This window comes from Polaromonas sp. CF318 (assembly GCF_000282655.1).
In the GTDB taxonomy this organism is placed as follows: domain Bacteria; phylum Pseudomonadota; class Gammaproteobacteria; order Burkholderiales; family Burkholderiaceae_C; genus Polaromonas.
Window position 1 is genome coordinate 78,449 of sequence record NZ_AKIV01000046.1, and the last position, 16,376, is coordinate 94,824.

At 64.0% G+C, this 16,376-nt stretch carries 17 protein-coding genes; 8 read left to right on the forward strand and 9 right to left on the reverse strand.

The window, feature by feature from the left end:
- Positions 1–59 precede the first annotated feature (59 nt).
- Positions 60–1,445: a phosphomannomutase/phosphoglucomutase gene (locus PMI15_RS07345; RefSeq protein ID WP_007865965.1), complete on the reverse strand. Its 1,386-nt coding sequence runs from the start codon at positions 1,443–1,445 to the stop codon at positions 60–62.
- A gap of 203 nt (positions 1,446–1,648) precedes the next feature.
- On the opposite strand from PMI15_RS07345, the gene PMI15_RS07350 reads away from it, so the two are divergent.
- The 8 genes from PMI15_RS07350 to PMI15_RS07380 all read left to right on the forward strand — a co-directional run bounded on the left by PMI15_RS07350 (position 1,649) and on the right by PMI15_RS07380 (position 7,744).
- Positions 1,649–3,157, forward strand: a complete 1,509-nt coding sequence (locus tag PMI15_RS07350; protein ID WP_007865973.1) for a DNA-3-methyladenine glycosylase 2 family protein — start codon at positions 1,649–1,651, stop codon at positions 3,155–3,157.
- A gap of 205 nt (positions 3,158–3,362) precedes the next feature.
- Positions 3,363–3,884 carry a methylated-DNA--[protein]-cysteine S-methyltransferase gene (locus PMI15_RS07355; RefSeq protein ID WP_007865976.1) on the forward strand — a complete coding sequence of 174 codons (522 nt, stop codon included), beginning with the start codon at positions 3,363–3,365 and terminating at the stop codon, positions 3,882–3,884.
- Complete coding sequence (locus tag PMI15_RS07360) at positions 3,881–4,831, forward strand: DMT family transporter (RefSeq protein WP_007865979.1); 951 nt, start codon at positions 3,881–3,883, stop codon at positions 4,829–4,831. The genes PMI15_RS07355 and PMI15_RS07360 overlap by 4 nt, the downstream gene beginning before the upstream one ends.
- A complete protein-coding gene (locus tag PMI15_RS25075; RefSeq protein WP_007865982.1) occupies positions 4,828–4,998 on the forward strand; it encodes a hypothetical protein in 171 nt (56 codons plus the stop codon). Before PMI15_RS07360 ends, PMI15_RS25075 begins: the two co-directional genes overlap by 4 nt.
- A gap of 81 nt (positions 4,999–5,079) precedes the next feature.
- Positions 5,080–6,309 carry a serine hydrolase gene (locus PMI15_RS07365; RefSeq protein WP_007865985.1) on the forward strand — a complete coding sequence of 410 codons (1,230 nt, stop codon included), beginning with the start codon at positions 5,080–5,082 and terminating at the stop codon, positions 6,307–6,309.
- A 53-nt stretch (positions 6,310–6,362) separates the two neighbouring features.
- Complete coding sequence (locus PMI15_RS07370) at positions 6,363–6,770, forward strand: hypothetical protein (RefSeq protein WP_007865988.1); 408 nt, start codon at positions 6,363–6,365, stop codon at positions 6,768–6,770.
- 15 nt (positions 6,771–6,785) lie between these two features.
- Positions 6,786–7,313, forward strand: coding sequence for a hypothetical protein (locus tag PMI15_RS07375; protein WP_007865992.1), 528 nt, complete (start codon positions 6,786–6,788; stop codon positions 7,311–7,313).
- A 56-nt stretch (positions 7,314–7,369) separates the two neighbouring features.
- The gene (locus PMI15_RS07380; protein ID WP_007865997.1) at positions 7,370–7,744 is read left to right on the forward strand and encodes a VOC family protein; all 375 of its coding nucleotides are present in this window, start codon (positions 7,370–7,372) and stop codon (positions 7,742–7,744) included.
- 322 nt (positions 7,745–8,066) lie between these two features.
- Here PMI15_RS07380 and PMI15_RS07385 read toward each other — a convergent pair whose 3' ends face one another.
- From PMI15_RS07385 to PMI15_RS07420, 8 genes are all read right to left on the reverse strand, one after another.
- Positions 8,067–8,396 carry a hypothetical protein gene (locus PMI15_RS07385; protein WP_157214563.1) on the reverse strand — a complete coding sequence of 110 codons (330 nt, stop codon included), beginning with the start codon at positions 8,394–8,396 and terminating at the stop codon, positions 8,067–8,069.
- 82 nt (positions 8,397–8,478) lie between these two features.
- Positions 8,479–9,618, reverse strand: coding sequence for a S41 family peptidase (locus PMI15_RS07390; protein ID WP_007866005.1), 1,140 nt, complete (start codon positions 9,616–9,618; stop codon positions 8,479–8,481).
- 265 nt (positions 9,619–9,883) lie between these two features.
- The gene (locus tag PMI15_RS07395; protein ID WP_007866017.1) at positions 9,884–10,543 is read right to left on the reverse strand and encodes a DUF1345 domain-containing protein; all 660 of its coding nucleotides are present in this window, start codon (positions 10,541–10,543) and stop codon (positions 9,884–9,886) included.
- A gap of 46 nt (positions 10,544–10,589) precedes the next feature.
- Positions 10,590–11,744 carry an aromatic ring-hydroxylating dioxygenase subunit alpha gene (locus PMI15_RS07400; RefSeq protein WP_007866019.1) on the reverse strand — a complete coding sequence of 385 codons (1,155 nt, stop codon included), beginning with the start codon at positions 11,742–11,744 and terminating at the stop codon, positions 10,590–10,592.
- Positions 11,745–11,816: 72 nt separating this feature from the next.
- Complete coding sequence (locus PMI15_RS07405; RefSeq protein ID WP_007866024.1) at positions 11,817–12,641, reverse strand: siderophore ferric iron reductase; 825 nt, start codon at positions 12,639–12,641, stop codon at positions 11,817–11,819.
- Positions 12,638–14,521 carry an IucA/IucC family siderophore biosynthesis protein gene (locus PMI15_RS07410; RefSeq protein ID WP_007866026.1) on the reverse strand — a complete coding sequence of 628 codons (1,884 nt, stop codon included), beginning with the start codon at positions 14,519–14,521 and terminating at the stop codon, positions 12,638–12,640. Before PMI15_RS07410 ends, PMI15_RS07405 begins: the two co-directional genes overlap by 4 nt.
- Positions 14,518–15,141, reverse strand: a complete 624-nt coding sequence (locus tag PMI15_RS07415; protein WP_007866030.1) for a GNAT family N-acetyltransferase — start codon at positions 15,139–15,141, stop codon at positions 14,518–14,520. Before PMI15_RS07415 ends, PMI15_RS07410 begins: the two co-directional genes overlap by 4 nt.
- A complete protein-coding gene (locus tag PMI15_RS07420) occupies positions 15,131–16,369 on the reverse strand; it encodes an MFS transporter (protein ID WP_007866033.1) in 1,239 nt (412 codons plus the stop codon). The genes PMI15_RS07415 and PMI15_RS07420 overlap by 11 nt, the downstream gene beginning before the upstream one ends.
- Positions 16,370–16,376 lie beyond the last annotated feature (7 nt).

The window sequence follows — 16,376 nt, forward strand, 5'->3', positions numbered from 1 at the left end:
CCTCAAAGAGAGTTTCGATGCCTCAGCCCGAACGGTAGTGAGGCCGAGCAGAGGTTGGCCTAATGAGCCGCGGCGGCAAAACTCGCGTCCGGCTTCACGCTACGCAGCAGCGCCAACATATCGGCCTCAATGCGCTCCAGCGCCTGCTGGGTGTGGCCTTCAAAGCGCAGCACCAGCACCGGCGTGGTGTTGGACGCGCGTATCAGGCCAAAGCCGTCGGGCCAATCGACGCGTACGCCGTCGATCGTGGAAATTTTCGCCGGTGCCGCGAATTTCGCCGATTTGATCAGCGCCTCCACCACCGCATGCGGCTCCCCTTCCTTGCAGGCCACATTGAGTTCGGGCGTGCTGAAGCTGGTCGGCAAGGCGTTGAGAACGATGCCGGCATCGGGCACGCGGCTCAGGATCTCGAGCAGGCGGGCGCCGGCATAAGTGCCGTCGTCAAAGCCGTACCAGCGCTCCTTGAAGAAGATGTGGCCGCTCATTTCGCCGCCCAAGGGCGAATCGACTTCCTTCATCCTGGCCTTGATCAGCGAATGGCCGGTCTTGTACATCATGGCCACGCCGCCGGCGGCCTCGATCTCGGGCGCCAGGCGCTGCGAGCATTTCACGTCGAACAAAATCGTGGCGCCCGGCTCACGCGAAAGCACGTCGCGCGCGAACAGCATCATCTGCCGGTCGGGGTAAATGTTCTGGCCGTCCTTGGTGACGATGCCCAGGCGGTCGCCGTCGCCGTCAAAGGCCAGGCCCAGTTCGGCGTCGCCGCTTTGCAGGGCCTTGATCAGGTCCTGCAGGTTTTCAGGCTTGCTCGGGTCCGGGTGGTGGTTGGGAAAGTTGCCGTCCACTTCGCTGAACAGCTCTGTCACTTCACAACCCAGCGCGCGAAAGATGGCGGGCGCCGAAGCGCCGGCAATGCCGTTGCCCGAATCGACGACGATTTTCATCGGGCGTTCCAGCTTGATGCCGGAAACGATGCGCTCGCGGTAGGCCGTGCCCACGTCGACCTGGCGGATGCTGCCGCCCTGCGCGGGCAGCACCCAGTCCTCGCCTTCGATGACCCGGCGCAGCGCCTGGATGTCCTCGCCGTAGATCGCGCGGCCGGCCAGCACCATCTTGAAGCCGTTGTAGTCCTTGGGGTTGTGGCTGCCGGTGACCTGTATGCCGGAGCCGGCCAGCGTGCTGGCGGCAAAGTAGAGCATGGGCGTGGTCACCATGCCCACATCGATCACGTCGATGCCGGTGGCGGCCAGGCCGCGCATCAGCGCCGCACTCAGCGAAGGCCCGCTGAGCCGGCCGTCGCGGCCCACGGCCACGGCTTTTTCGCCCTCCGCCAGCGCCGCCATGCCAAAAGCCTTGCCCAGGGCCTCGGCCATCGTTTCATGGATGGTGGACGGCACAACGCCGCGTATGTCATAGGCCTTGAAGATGGACGGGTTGATTTGCATCGGGGGCGATTCCTGTAGGGTGCGGGATGGGTTCGCAAGCGGATTCATTGTAGGTGGCGGCCCCGCCGCTTCCTGTAGGCGGCAGCCGTTTCCGGCCAGTCCGTTCAGACTATTGCGGGGCCCCAAAAACCGGTCAGCGCAGGGTCAAGGGACATGTCCGAAAACGGCCAGTCAAAACCGCCCCGCGGCGTATCATTTCTTCCATGGACCGCGACAACACCCCTCTAGCCGACAACGACTGCTACCTCGCCCTGAAGGCGCGCGACGCGCGTTTTGACGGCAGCTTTTTCACCGGCGTGACTTCCACCGGCATTTATTGCCGGCCGGTCTGCAGCGTGAAAACACCCAAGCGCGAGAACTGCCGTTTCTTCCACCATGCGGCGCAGGCCGAGAACGCCGGCTTTCGCCCCTGCCTGCGCTGCCGGCCCGAGCTGGCGCCGCATTCGGTGGTCTGGTCCATCCAGGACGCCTCTTACATCCTCGCGCACCAGGCGGCCCGCCTGCTCGACGAGCCCGAGGTCTGGGCCGGTGAAGCACCCTCGGTCGAAAAGCTCGCCGCCCGGCTGGGCGTGAGTGACCGCCATGTGCGCCGCATCTTCGAGGCGCAGTTCGGCGTCTCGCCCATGCAGTACCTGCAGACGCACAGGCTGCACACCGCCAAGCAGTTGCTGGCCGACACCGACCTGCCGGTCACGCAGATCGCGCTGATCAGCGGCTTTGCCAGCGTGCGCCGTTTCAACGCGGCTTTTGTCGAGCACTACAAGCTCAACCCCACCCAGCTGCGGCGCCAGGGGCCCGAGCGCAGCGGCAAGGTCGGCGAAGGCGCGACCATACGGCTGGGCTACCGCCCGCCCTATGACGTGCAGGCCATGCTGGCTTTTTTCAGCAAGCGCTGCATCAGCGCCATCGAGTTCATCGACAGCGAAGCGGCCCAGCCCTGCCTGGGCCGGACCCTGAGCATCGAATCGGGCGGCAAGCAGCACACGGGCTGGCTGCTGGCAAGTTTCGAGGAAGAGCGTTCGCGCCTGGTGCTGCGCGTGAGCGACTCGCTGCGCGAGGTGCTGCCCCTGGTGATACGCCGCGTGCGCACCACCTTCGACCTGGACGCCGACCCGACGGCCATCAACAGCGTGCTGCATGCCGCCTTCCCCGACGGCGACGGCCTGCGCGTGCCGGGCGCGCTGGACGGCTATGAGCTCGCGGTGCGCGCCGTGCTGGGCCAGCAGATCACGGTGGCCGCCGCGCGCACCCTGGCCCAGCGCATGGTGGACCGCTTCGGCGAACCGGTGGAAACGCCGTGGCCAAAACTCACGCGGCTCTTCCCCGCCCCCGCCGTGCTGGCGGCCGCCAGCGGCGACGCGCTGGGCCAGCTGGGCATCGTCAAGCAGCGCCAGGCCGCGATTGTGGGCATCGCCCAGGCGGTGGCCGACAAGCGCCTGCAGCTGCACAGCGGCGCCGACGTGAACGCCACGCTGGCCACGCTGAAAGAGTTGCCCGGCATAGGCGACTGGACCGCGCAGTACATCGCCATGCGCGCGCTGCGCTGGCCCGACGCCTTCCCGGCGGGCGACGTGGCGCTGCACAAGGCCCTGGGCGTGCAGGGCCAGAAGAACCCGGCGCGCGAGGCCGAGCTGGCCTCGGCGGCCTGGAAACCCTGGCGTAGCTACGCCGTAATACGCGCCTGGAGCGGCACGCTGGAGCGCCCCGGCTGACGGCGATTCATGCGCGAGCGGAATGAATGCCAGGCCTCGATTTCATTGGACGGTACAGCGCCCAGGCGCGAACATCGCCGCTGAATGATCGGGCCGGCCTTTGCCCCGCGAAGAGACAAGACGACAAGACAGCCAAAGCCGCCTCATTAGGACTCAAAAAGACCTGATAAGGCAGACACTCGAAACCATTCAAAAGGTGAACAAGATGAAATTCGACAACTCCATCGTCCAGACGACTTTTCACAGCCCCCTGGGGGAAATGATCATCGCCGCCACCGACAAAGGCCTGGCCGGCGTCTGGTTTGCCGGCCAGCGGCATTTGCCGCCCCAGCTCGTGAAGCCCTATGTCTGGCGCGAAGACCCGGAGCACCCGGTGCTCAGGCAAACCATTGCACAGCTGACTGAATACTATGCCGGCACACGCACGACCTTCGACCTGCCGCTGGACCTGGGCCATGGCACGGCCTTCCAGCAATCGGTGTGGCAGGCCTTGCTGGCCATCCCGCAGGGCGACACCCTGAGCTACGGCCAGGTGAGCCAGCGCATAGGCAAACCCGAGGCGGTGCGCGCCGTGGGCGCCGCCGTCGGCCGCAACCCGGTCAGCGTGATCGTGCCCTGCCACCGCGTGCTGGGCTCCGACGGTTCACTCACCGGTTATGCCGGCGGGCTGCACCGCAAGACCGCCTTGCTTAAACTCGAAGGCGCACTTCAGGAGAGCATGCAGTGAGTTCCAGTCCTTCCGGCATCGCCGCGCCCCTGGGCGCGGCCGCCACCCAACCCAAAAGCTGGGTTGCCGACTTCGTGATGCTGGCCGCCATCTGGGGCTCATCCTTTCTGTTCATGCGCATCAGCACGGTGGAGTTCGGCCCGCTGCCGACCGCCGCCATGCGTGTGGCCATCGCCGCGCTGTTCCTTCTGCCCATCGTGTGGCTGCGCGGACTGCTGCCCGAGCTCAGGCAAAACTGGAAAAAGATTTTTTTCATCGGCGTGCTCAATTCGGGCATTCCCTTTGCGTGTTTTTCCTTCGCGCTGCTGTCCATCACCACCGGCCTGTCGGCCATCCTCAACGCCACCGTGCCCATGTTCGGCGCGCTGATCGCCTGGCTGTGGCTCAAGGACAAACCCAATGCCTCGCGCATCCTGGGCCTGGTCGTCGGTTTTGCCGGCGTGGCCATGCTGGCCTGGGACAAAGCCACCTTCAAGCCCGATGCCTCGGGCGTGGCGCCCGGCTGGGCCGTGCTGGCCTGCCTGTTTGCCTGCCTGTGCTACGGCATTTCGGCCAGCTACACCAAGCGCTACCTCTCCGGCATGCCGCCCCTGGTGACGGCGGCCGGCAGCCAGATGGGCGCGACCTTGGGCCTGGCCCTGCCCGCCGCCTGGCTGTGGCCGGCACAGATGCCGGGCGCGCATGCCTGGCTGGCGCTGCTGGCCGTGGGCGTGGTCTGCACCGGGGTGGCCTACATCCTGTTCTTTCGCCTGATCGAAAACGCCGGCCCGCCGCGCGCGCTCTCGGTCACCTTCCTGGTGCCGGTGTTTGCCGTGATTTACGGCGTGATCTTCCTCGGCGAGCATGTGACCGCCTGGATGGTGATCTGCGCCGTGGTGATTGTGCTTGGCACGGCGCTGTCGACTGGGCTGCTCAAGCTGGGGCGCAAAGCCCCCCAGCAAGCATGACGTCGGCCCGAAAGGCCAAGCTCAAGATCAAGCTGGCCGTGCCCAAGCCGCGCAACCCGCTGGTCGCACCCGCGGCCCAGCGCAAGGCCGGTTCGCACCGCAAGTCCGAAGCGAGCCTGCGCAAGAAGGAAAAAATGGCGCTCAAAAAGCAGCTGTTTCAGCTGTAATACGCCGTCATGCGCGTGTCGCCCAGGCTGGGTGAGAATCAGGGCTCCATCCATCTGGTTCACACAACAAGGGCGACTCACATGCTGCAGCTCCATGCTTCCGGCCAGGCCGGACGCACTACCACCTCCACCTCACCCACAACGGCCTTGCGCGCCCTGCTCACCGGCCTTTGCCTTCTGGCGTCCACCGGTGGCGCACAGGCCCAGGCATCACTCGATGCGATGGTCATGGAAGAGGCACAGCAAGCCGGCTTCCCCGCAATGGCCGCCGCGGTAGTCAGCAAGGGCCAGCTGATGGCTGTGGGCACGGGCGGTACGCGCCGTGTCGGAACCCACATTCCGGTCACGCACGCTGACCGTTTTCACATAGGCTCGGACACCAAGGCCATGACGGCATTGATGGCCGCCATGATGATCGAGGAAGGCAAGCTGCGTTGGGACAGCACGCTGGCCGAGATCTTCCCCGAACTCGCCGCCGGTATGGACGCCGGCGTGCGCCGCGTGACAGTCAAGCAGTTGCTGTCGCATACCAGCGGCTTCCCTTCCGACAACGCCGACTTCGACACGCTGCTGGCCAAGATTCCCGCCCAGCCCGGCAACCTCAGCGACCAGCGTTACTGGATGGTGCAGCAAGTCGCCGGCAAAGCCCTGGCGAGCGAGCCCGGCACCAGCTTTGCGTATTCCAACCTGGGCTACACCCTGGCCGGCGCCGTGATTGAGCGCGCCAGCGGCACATCCTGGGAAGAGATGATCGTCCAGCGCGTCTTCACGCCCCTGGGCTTGAAGACCGCCGGCATAGGCCCGCAGGCCTCCGTCGGCCGGGTGGATGCGCCGCTGGGCCACACACTGGAGGGCGGCAAACTCAAAGCCATGCTGAGCAGCCCGCAGGCCGACAACCCGCTCGTCATCAGCCCGGCCGGTACCGTGCACATGTCGGTGCAGGATTTTGCCCGCTGGGGCGGCTGGATGGCCGGCCAGGGCAAACGCCCGCCGCACCTGGTCAAACCCGAAACCATGAAAAAACTGGTGACGCCGGTGATCTCCATGGCCGCCACGGCCACAGCGTCAACCACTGTCGCGGGCGCCGCGGAATACGCATTGGGCTGGGCCACCAAAGACATGCCGTGGACAAGCTATCCGCTGGCTTTTCATGGCGGCTCCAACGGCATGAACAAGGCCTATATCTGGATCGACACCCGGCGTGACGCGTCCATCGTCGTCATGACCAATGTGGCGATTCCCAGCACCGACGAAGTCATGCTCAAGCTGGGCGGCAAGCTCTACGGCCGCTACCTGAGTTCGGCGAAATAAAAACCTCGGGCGAAGAAAGCTATATTCGATACCACCCCAACCAAGGAGCAAGCATGAGCGACACCATCTGGGTACGCAGGAAGTCTCGCGTCGGCACCGATGATTCAGGCGACGACTACGACCACTCGCTTTTTTGCAAGGCCTCTGAAGAACTGGACGAACTCGCCAAAAGCCTGGGGGTGCGTGTACTTTCAGACTTCATCGACACCACCGACATGCAGTACAACTTTTCCGAGGACGATCTTCCCGAGTCCTGGATTGCCGAGAACGAAAAGTGGTTTGCGCCCGCAGATGCTCTACCCTCGCTCACCAGGATCGTCGAGCGCCTGAAATCAGGCGAAGTCAAAGGCATCAAGGAAAAGCTGCGTCCCGAACTCATTGAGGAACTGGAAGACTGCCTGGTCAAAGTGGCCGAAGCCGAGAAAGAGGCGGACCAGTTCCACTTCTGCCTGGTGATGTGAGGCCCTGGCCCGTCAATGCCGTACACACCCCCGCCCCTGCTTGAGCCGTCCCTGCGCGCCCTGCAGGACTACATGCATCGCTTCTACCCGGACCGCGCCGAGATCGACCCCATCCCCCTGGACTTCTGGTCGGTCGCCGACGACGACCTGTTCCTCGAAATCCTGAGTTACATGCCCCTGCACATCAGCGAAGAAGCGCAGGCCAGGATCGCTGAGTGGCCCGTCGCCTTCCAACTCGCATTTCCGATCTTCTGGCTTGAAGACGACTACGAATTCAACGGCTGGACGGCGCTGACCAACGCGGGCGAGGAGCTGCTTCAGCTTGCCGTCGATGCCTACGACCGCATTGGCATGCATTCCGAAGCCCAGGCCCTTGCCAAGGCACTGGTGTCGGTCCGCCAGGCGCCTGCCGATGAAGCCGCAGCGGAGCGGGCGTACAAGTCCATGCCGAACCCGTATGCGGACGATGAGGCCAAGTTCGAGGAGCTGCTGCGATTTTTTCGCGGGAATGCGGGGCTTTGGCAGGCAGGGAAGCAGCCCTGAGCCCTCCATCGGGCAGCGCCAGGCTTCGCTCAGACCCCTACTCTTCAGGAGAACCCATGTTTGACCACGTCAAATTCGGCGTCAGCGACTATGCAACGAGCAAAGCCTTCTTCCTCAAGGCACTTGAGCCGCTCGGCGTAAGGGTTGCCTCGGAGGGGCCGCCGGCCTACGGCGTCGAGCTCAGTTCAAAGGCCAAGGCTTCTTTGTGCCTGCTTCAAACCGGGGAGAAGCCGGCGCATCTTCATTTGGCATTCGCGGCCGAGAATCGCCAGCAAGTCGACGCTTTCTACCGCGCGGCTTTGGAGGCGGGCGGCAAAGACAATGGCGCGCCTGGCCTGCGTCCGCACTACCACGCGAACTACTATGCGGCTTTTGTGATTGGTCCGGACGGGCACAACATCGAAGTGGTTTGCCACGAACCCGATGCCTGAACGCCGGCCACATGCTACTTGCATATCCAGCAAACACTTGCGAGCACACGGTAGACAAACCAGAGCCCTAGAAATACAGCGACAGCGATTACGAAGAGGCACCCGGTGGCCCCCGAAGCGGAAAAACTCTGCTCTTTGTGTTTCGGATCGCGAGACGCGTGACGTGCCCTGTTGCACGTATGGCAAGCAGAAGCGCCCAAACTATTGAAAGCTCCGCACGTTTTGCATTCCCAGTCACTCATCGCCGCCTAAAGTTTGACATGAGAGGCGCTGACCGGCTCGCCGGTCGGCATCTTCTCGGTGAAAGGGTTGGGCCGTTGACTCACCTTGGCGCGAAATCGGGCATCAAACCGTTGAGCCATGGAACCTCACTGAAGGGCATGCCCTCGTTTATGGCCTCGCATTCTTCTCCGGAGAGCCATGTGCCGTGGGCATCGACGAAGAATGGGGTACCGGTCGTTAATTTGGCGACCTCTGAAAGGCCTATGAAGTCTCTGCGAAGGAGGAGGTCCATCGGAGCGACCTCGGTTATCAAGACAGCGGTCGGCGGCAGCTTGGACCCCATCGGACAAAGGGCAAAGTTGCGCCTTCCGTTGGAGTTCTGGCATAGCGCCACCCGGTACGTCTTCTTCTCGTCGACTTCATTGCGCATCCACATTTCGACACCCTCCATCCGTGAGTGAGAACTCTAGTTCGCTGCGCCGGGTGGCACTACGTAAAAGCACCTCTGCATCTCACGATGGCGCGCGAAGCAGGTTGATCGCCTTGATTAAACCAGCATCCTGGTCCGTCCCCGCATCTTCCATCCGCTGAAGGTCCGGGGCCTGCACGTCCGGCTCCAGTCCATTCCCTTGCAACTGCCGTCCACTTGGCGTTTTGTAAAACGCAGTGGTCAGCTTGACCGCCGAGTCTTTCGACAATGGCCTGAGCGTCTGAATCGTTCCCCGGCCAAAGGTCTTGCTTCCCATCAATTTGGCCCGGTTGTTGTCTCTCAATGCCGCGGCGATGATCTCTACGCCGGACGCGGTACCTGCATTGACAAGAACCACCAGCGGTACGGACTTCATGGCATCAGGCCAATCGTCACGCTTGGCATATCCGCCTTTCAGAATCTCGTCCCTGTTTGCCGTCCAGGCCCGGTTCGATTCGGACAAGCGGCCCTCAGTGCTCACGATCGGCGCATCCGGGGGCAAGAACATCGCCGCCAGTTCGATCGATGACAGCAGCAGCCCGCCGGGGGAGTTTCTCAAGTCGAGCACGAGACCACGCAGGGGGCCGGTAGCTTGAAGCTTGCGAAACTCCGCGCGCACATCAGGGGCCGTGCTCTCGTTGACGCTGGGAATGCGCAAATACCCGATGTCAAACGGGGCTCGTCGTGAAGACACTCGCCTGAGATAGCTTGGCTCTCTGATCAGCGTAAGCGAGCGGTTCTCCATCTCGCCTGGGCGTCTGATGGTCAGGTTGACCGTTGTCCCGGGTTTTCCCCGTAACCTCTTTACAGCGTCCCGGGCCTCGCTCTCTTCCATTGAATGACCATCGATCTCCATGATGTAGTCCTTGGGGCGGAGCCCGGATCGAGAGGCCGGCGAGCCTTCAATGGCCGAGACCACCGTTGGCAAACCCGCACGAATGACTATCTCGACACCGATGCCGACAAGGTCTTTTGGAGGCCCCCGCATGAAGTCCTCGAACTCGTCTTTCTCCATATAGGCGGACTGCAAGTCCAGCTTATTCAGCATGCCCTTCATGCAGGAGGCCAGCACTACCGTGCCGTCTACGGGCGTCACGTAATCTGTCTGGATCATTCCATAGATGCTGGCGACTTTTTTCAGTTCATCCAGCACTTCTGGACTGAGCTTCTGCGCCTGCGCCATGGCGAGATTTATCGAGCCCCCCAAAAGACCAATAACCAGAAGCAATGCTGCTCTACCGTAGTGAGAAAAAAACATCTTCTTAACGACTCCGCGAAAGGTGTGCAAAAGGACCGGCCCGCAGGGCGATTCTAGGTGGACAGCATGCCTGCCGCCTCCTCAATATGGACTAGCTCAGAGGCAGGCAGCTGACTCCCTCATGCCTGACCATCGCTACCCATACGAGTTTTGTCCCTGGACCTTGGGGCTTCCTGCAGCCTGAACGCCCCTACTGCAACGCCCCCGCCACCACATTGATGCTGAGCGCCAGAATCACCATGTTGAAGCCGAACGACAGCACACTGTGCACCAGCGTGAGCCGGCGCATCTCGCGCGAGGTGACCTGCACGTCGGAGACCTGTGAGGTCATGCCGACCACGTGGGCGTAGTAGAGGAAGTCGAAATAGTCCGGGTCCAGCCCGCCGGGGAAACACAGGCCGGGGCCGTCGGGTTCGTTGAGCTTTTCTTCGTGGTAATAGCGGTGCGCATAACGAAACGCATAAATCGTCTGCATGAACAGCCAGGAGGCGGCCAGCGCCGCGACGGACAGCACGATCTGGAAAGTGCGCTCCATGCCCGAGAGGTTTTTGGCCTGCTGCATCACGAGCGTGATGGCCGCGACGCAGGCCATGGTGGCCAGCAGCATCAGAAAAAACAGCACGACGCTGGGCTCGTCCTGCGCCTGCGCGCGTTCACGTGTGCGTTTGGCGTCAAAGCGCACGCACAGCCACCAGGCCAGGCCCAGGTAAACGCCTATGCCGGCGCACCAGCCCAGCAGGCCGCAGAACTGCCAGCCCAGGGGCAGCGGCAAGGCCGCCACGATCAATCCGGTCACCAGGCCCAGGGTGAGCCGTTGCACGCCCGTGGTTTCGGAGAAATGTTTGCGCATGGCCGCATTGTGGGGCCGGCGCCCCCCCGGCTTCAAGCCCGCGGTGTCAAGCCGGGCAGTCGGCACCCATGGTGCGCCGGTACCACTCATGGAAATGCCGCATGCCGTCCTCCAGCGGCGACTGGTAGGGCCCGGTGTCGGAGACGCCGCGCGCCAGCAGCGCGCGCCGGCCGGCGTCCATGCGTTCACCAATCTCGTCGTCCTCCCTGGCGGTCTCCATGTAGGCGGCGCGGTGCGCTTCCATGAACTCGGGCTCGAAGGCGGCGATTTCTTCGGGGTAGTAGAACTCGACGACGTTGACCGTCTCCTGCGGCCCCTTGGGATAAAGCGTGGACAGCACCAACACATGCGGGTAGAGCTCAATCATGTGGGTGGGGAAATAAGTCACCCACACCGCGCCGAAATCGGGCGGCGTGCCGGTGCGGTATTGCAGCAGGCGGTCGTGCCATGTGCTGTAGATGTCGGAGCCGGGCGCGTTCAGCGACTCGTGCACGCCGACGCGCTGCATGCTGTACCAGTCGGCAAAGTCCCAGCTCAGTTGGTCGCAGCTCACGAAGCTACCCAGGCCGGGGTGGAAGGGCGCGACGTGGTAGTCCTCGAGGTAGACCTCGATAAAGGTCTTCCAGTTGTAGTGGCAGGGGTGCACTTCGACGTGGGCCAGCACATAGTCCGAGAAATCGAATTCCGGCCTTTCGAACAGGGGCGCCATGTCCCGCGCCGGGTCGCGCGGGCCTTCAAACAGCAGGCCGTGGCAGTTGCGCAGGGGAAAGCGCTGCAGGTTCTTGCAGGGTTTTTGTTCGAACTGCGGCGCGCCCAGCAGCTCGCCGCTGCTGTTGTAGGTCCAGCGGTGCAAGGGGCAGACGATGTGGCCGCCGGCCGCCGCCAGGTTGCCCTTGGGATTGGCCGGTCCGCTCACGTTGCCGGTCTCACCGCCCAGGATCAGGGCCTGCCGATGCCGGCAGACGTTGGATAGCAACTCCACACCCTGGGGGTTGCGCACCAGCACGCGGCCGCCGCCTTCCTGCGCGAGGCGATGCCAGTCGCCGACCTGCGGCACGGCTTTTTCGTGGCCGATGTAGCGCGCGGCCTTGTTGAAGATCAAGGCCTGTTCACGCGCAAACAGGGCTTCGTCGAAATAGGCGCTGACGGGCAATTGCGGGGCCGCCGGCATGAGATGCACCAGGCGTGCGATATCGTTCATGGAACTCTCCAGGGCGTGGCGACGCACACCGGCCGCAAAGGCGGGGTGGTATCGCGGAATCAATGACCCGGACTACGAAGGATCGGCCAGCAGTCGGGCGATACGCTTGTCGAGCGGGAGCTTGGGACAGGTGCTGCATTTCTCGCCGTCATGACGGCGAAAGTAGTGGCAGCACACCTTGCGGTCTAAAGCCAGCGCAGGCGTCCCGTCGCGTGCCCGGTAGGCAAACATGCCGCAGCCGCCGGCAATGCCCAGCTGCGCCAGCCACGCTTCTCCCAGCGCGGCGACCTTGGCGTCCTCAAAAAACCCAGGGCTGCTGCGATGCACCAGCAGCAGCGCGCCCAGCACGCACTCGGCCTGCAGCCGGTCGGCGGCGCGGGCATGCAGGGCCACCAGCGGCATGAGGGCGGCGCGCGTGGCATCGCAGAGGCCGCGCAGTTCGGCTGCCGCAAGGCGCATGCGTGAAGCCAGCGACGCGGCTTTCAGGGGCGCATGCAGCGGCAGTTGAAAACCGCTGGGAAAGCCATCCACCACGGGCTGCGCCAGGCCGGCCAGCCGCGGCACATGGCTATCAAGGTGTGCGGCGATCACGCTGAGGTAGACCGGTTGCCAGATGGCCAGGCCCCAGCAGCGCAGCGCCACATAGTGCGCACCGGCTTCGGGATAGGCCTCTGCCCAGTGGTGGCACAGTGCCCGCAAAGAGGCTGTGGCCGCGGCCGAGCCGTCATGGCGCAGCGCGCCGGGCGGCGGCGCGCCACCCTGCTCCGCGCGCAGCGCGGGTGCGAGGCCCGCAGCCAGTTGCAACACGCGGGCAAGGTCGGCGTCGGGCGCGCAGGCCCAGGCCGGCATCGGCGCGCCGTCGTGCACCGAATCCCCTGGCCGCATGTCAAAACTCATGCGACGCTTTCCACCAAGGGTTCCGCCACGGGTCGGCTCGCGGCGCGGCGGCGCATGCCGGCAATGGGGTTCACCAGCTTGCCGGCCATCTTGAGGCTGGACGCGGGATCGGCCAGGTTGACCATCTGCACGTTGTTGCCCAGCTGCAGGCGGTTCAGGCAGGAATGCAGGAACTCGGGGACGAACATGTCGTAGTGCGCGAACCTGGCGGCCATCCCGGGATGGGCGTCCTCGTAGTCAGAGACGCAGTCGGCCACCGCGCGCCAGAAGTCGTCCTCGCTGCAGCAGGCGTTTTCGACCAGCACCTGGTTGATGTGGCGCAGCACGCCGTCAAAGACGTCGATGAAGATGCCCAGCAGCTTGAAGTGGTCGGGCACGTCGACCGCCAGGCGCTCCACGCGCTCAGGCAGGCCGGCTTTCGCCTCAATGTTGAGGATGGCGCATTCCTCGGCGATGTCCTTCATGATGGCGCGCACCGGCACGTGTTTGTCGAGTACCAGGATCAGGTTCTCGCCGTGCGGCATAAAGGTCAGGTCGTGTTTGTAAAAGCAGTGCAGCAGCGGCGTCAGATAGGACGCAAGGTAGCGCTGCAACCAGGCCTTGGTACCCAGGCCGGAGCGGCGTATCAATTCGGGCAGCAGCGCATGGCCGTGCTTGTCGACATGCAGCAGCGCGGCCATGGTCATCAGGCGCTCGCCGGGCTTGAGCAGGGGCAGCGGGCTTTCGCGCCAGAGCGCCGAGAACATTTTTTTGTAAGGTGTATCCACCGGTATGGCCGCCTCGTAGTAATGGTTACGAAAGCCTATGGAGGCGACCTCGCGCAGGATGGTGAAACCGTTGGCGCGCAGGAAGGTATCACCGTCCACCAGGTTCTTGATGAATTCGTTGATGGCCGGCGTGCCCGACATGTAATACGGCGACAGGCCGCGCATAAAACCCATGTTCAGGATGGACAGCGAGGTCTTGACATAACGCTTGCTGCGGTCGCTGGTGTTGAAGAAGGTGCGGATCGACTGCTGGGCGATGTAGCTGTCGCGGCCGTAGGCCAGGCAGATGATCTTGCGCTGGGCCACATAGCCGGCAAAGGCGATGGACAGCTTGTTGAACCACTGCCAGGGATGGGCCGGCATGAAGTGGTAGTCGGCCGGGTCGACACCCAGCGCGGCGACTTCGCGGGTAAAGCCGTCCACGGTTTCCTGGCCGAGTTCCTCGGCCAGCAGCTGTTCGTAGCTGAGCGTGGAAATGCTGGAGAAAGCCGCATGGTCCTTGTGCACGGCCAGCCAGATCACGCGTATCGCCGAGCCGGCCTCGGGCGCGTAGGCCTGGTAGTCGGCCGCGGTGAAACCCAGCCGCCCGTTGTTGGCGACAAAACCCGGGTGGCCTTCGGTCATGGCGACTTCAATCGTCTGGAAGTCGGTGGCGTCGGCCAGCTGGGCGCTGCTGGGCGCGTCGGCCTTCATGCGTTTGTAGGCGCTGCCGAACAGCGTGCTGCTGATCTCGTCGAGGTAGATGGGCAGCAGTTCCTCGCGTATGCCGAGGCGCTGGCGGCATTCGATGATGAACTGCAGCGCGTCCAGCGGCTGTTCGGCGCCCTTGAGGTATTTGTGGATGGATTCGGGCTTGATGAACCAGTGGCGCAGCGCCAAGCGCCTGGCCTCGAACTGGTAGCAGGCGGCGCCGTCGTCGGAGAACAGCTGGTAGAGCGCGAAACCGCCTTCGCGCGGGCGCAGCTGTTCGGGCTCGACGATGAGCTCATGGGCATATTCGGCAATGGCCTTGCGCAGCAGCAGACGGTTGGCCTGGGCCCAGGCTTCGGGTGTCAGGTGGGCGGCGAAGCGGGCCGGGTCGTGCGCGGTCTGATTGGCGATGGTGACGTTCATGAATGGACTTCCTCTAGGGTGGCGGCCGTAGCCTGTTCAAAATCCCGCCGTGTGCAAAAGGCGAGGCTGGCGATCTTCTCGGGGAAGACCACATCACGGTCGTAGGCGAAGCCCGCCGACCGGTTCAAGGCATGGACCTTGTGATTGCTGGCGTCGGGCTCGACGACGATGCGCCGCGCGCCCAGGTGAAAAAACATGAAGCGCATCAGCGCATGGAACACGCTGCGCGAATAACCGGCGATGCGCCGCTCGGGCGGCGCGATGAAGATGTGCATGCCCAGGTCACCGGGCCGCACCTCGTAAAAGGCGCGGATGCGGTCCTGCGCGGGGTCGTAGCATTCGGCGAGGAAAGCCGGCCGGCCGCCTTCCCAGCCGATGTAGGGCGTGGCCGTGCCGGAGTCCAGCATGCGCTGGTAGGCCTCGCGAACTTCGGCTTCGGTCTTGTCCTGCATCAGCCAGAAGGCGGCGCGCTCCTGGACAAACCAGCGGTGCAACGTGGGGATGTCGTCGGGTATGCGCAGGGGGCGGAACGCAAAACCGGCTTCGTCGCGGTAGGGCCGCGTCTCGGCATCGGCGCGGCGGTGGAGGGTGTCAATCGTGTCGATCATGTCAATTGGCATGGGCGGGCTCCTTGAGGGTGGTGGTATTGGCCGCATTGCCGCCCTCCTCCAGGTGCCCGGCACTGGGCACCTTGAGGATCAGCCGGTCCAGCAGCGCGGTGAGCACAAAGCCCCCGGCCGCCAGCAGAAAGGGCAGATGCAGGCCGTAGCGATTGACGATGGCGCCGGCCGCGAAGGAGGACAGCAGCACGCCCATGTTCTGGAAGAAGTTGGTGATGCTGTAGTCCTGCGCATAACGCTGGGGTGTGGACAGGCGGAACAGGTTGACTTCGAGCTTGACGATGATCTGGAAGAAGGCCCAGCCGTAGAGCACGCGCCCCAGTACCACCAGCAGCGGATCGGGCGCGGCATGCAGCAGCAGGCCAACGGCGCCCAGCAGCAGGTTGCCCACCGTGTGGTCGGGCAGCTCGCCGCCGCGCGCGCGCAGCCAGGCATGCAGGCGCAGCGCGGCGATGGCCACCACACCGGGGATGGCGAAGGCCATGCCGGACAGCAGCTCGCTGTCGTTGCCGGTGATCTTCTGCCAGTACAGCGCGAAGAAGGGGCGTATCAGGTAGGCGCTGAAGTCGAACATCAGCATCACCAGCGCCAGCCGCAATACGGGCAGGCGGGCCAGCAGGCCGACGCGGCGCGCTTCGCTGGCCTCGGCCAGCGCCTGCGCGCCGCTGTTGACGCGGATGATTTTGCCGCTGCGTATCAGGTAGAAGCAGACGGCCATCTGGAAGTAGTCGCCGGCGGCCATGGCAAAAATGCTGGCGCGCGGCCCCCAGGTCTGCAGCACAAAACCGCCCACCACCGCGCCGAAAATGGCGCCGAAGTGCACCACCACCGAGAGGATGCCTATGGTGGCCGCATGCTCTTCCTTGGGGGTCAGCCGCATCATGTAGGGGTACATCAGCAAATAGCTGCTTTTGCACATGAACATCAGCATGGACAGCACCCAGTAGATTTCGACGGTGGGCGCCCGGTCGCTCAACAGGCTGAAGGTGCCGGCGGCGAACTGGGTGTAGACCAGCAGGTGCAGCGGCTCGACGCGGCGCGCCACGCGCGCCCAGAAGGGCAGCGTGCACATCACGGCGATGGAAATCGCCGCCACGTAGGCGCCCACATGCACGGGGCTGTCGATGCCATAGCGCGCGCTGAAGAACTGCGGATAGAACGGAATCAGGATGGCGTCGCTGATGACGGCGAGCACCGTCATGGTGATGATGTGGAATCTGAGCTTCATGCCGGTC

What these genes read in the sequence shown, in the direction of transcription:
- PMI15_RS07345 (WP_007865965.1), bottom strand. Translation starts at nt 1,445, where the DNA reads ATGCAAATCAACCCGTCCATCTTCAAGGCCTATGACATACGCGGCGTT.
- PMI15_RS07350 (WP_007865973.1), top strand. Translation starts at nt 1,649, where the DNA reads ATGGACCGCGACAACACCCCTCTAGCCGACAACGACTGCTACCTCGCC.
- PMI15_RS07355 (WP_007865976.1), top strand. Translation starts at nt 3,363, where the DNA reads ATGAAATTCGACAACTCCATCGTCCAGACGACTTTTCACAGCCCCCTG.
- PMI15_RS25075 (WP_007865982.1), top strand. Translation starts at nt 4,828, where the DNA reads ATGACGTCGGCCCGAAAGGCCAAGCTCAAGATCAAGCTGGCCGTGCCC.
- PMI15_RS07365 (WP_007865985.1), top strand. Translation starts at nt 5,080, where the DNA reads ATGCTGCAGCTCCATGCTTCCGGCCAGGCCGGACGCACTACCACCTCC.
- PMI15_RS07370 (WP_007865988.1), top strand. Translation starts at nt 6,363, where the DNA reads ATGAGCGACACCATCTGGGTACGCAGGAAGTCTCGCGTCGGCACCGAT.
- PMI15_RS07375 (WP_007865992.1), top strand. Translation starts at nt 6,786, where the DNA reads ATGCCGTACACACCCCCGCCCCTGCTTGAGCCGTCCCTGCGCGCCCTG.
- PMI15_RS07380 (WP_007865997.1), top strand. Translation starts at nt 7,370, where the DNA reads ATGTTTGACCACGTCAAATTCGGCGTCAGCGACTATGCAACGAGCAAA.
- PMI15_RS07385 (WP_157214563.1), bottom strand. Translation starts at nt 8,396, where the DNA reads ATGCGCAATGAAGTCGACGAGAAGAAGACGTACCGGGTGGCGCTATGC.
- PMI15_RS07390 (WP_007866005.1), bottom strand. Translation starts at nt 9,618, where the DNA reads ATGGCGCAGGCGCAGAAGCTCAGTCCAGAAGTGCTGGATGAACTGAAA.
- PMI15_RS07395 (WP_007866017.1), bottom strand. Translation starts at nt 10,543, where the DNA reads ATGCGCAAACATTTCTCCGAAACCACGGGCGTGCAACGGCTCACCCTG.
- PMI15_RS07400 (WP_007866019.1), bottom strand. Translation starts at nt 11,744, where the DNA reads ATGAACGATATCGCACGCCTGGTGCATCTCATGCCGGCGGCCCCGCAA.
- PMI15_RS07405 (WP_007866024.1), bottom strand. Translation starts at nt 12,641, where the DNA reads ATGAGTTTTGACATGCGGCCAGGGGATTCGGTGCACGACGGCGCGCCG.
- PMI15_RS07410 (WP_007866026.1), bottom strand. Translation starts at nt 14,521, where the DNA reads ATGAACGTCACCATCGCCAATCAGACCGCGCACGACCCGGCCCGCTTC.
- PMI15_RS07415 (WP_007866030.1), bottom strand. Translation starts at nt 15,141, where the DNA reads ATGCCAATTGACATGATCGACACGATTGACACCCTCCACCGCCGCGCC.
- PMI15_RS07420 (WP_007866033.1), bottom strand. Translation starts at nt 16,369, where the DNA reads ATGAAGCTCAGATTCCACATCATCACCATGACGGTGCTCGCCGTCATC.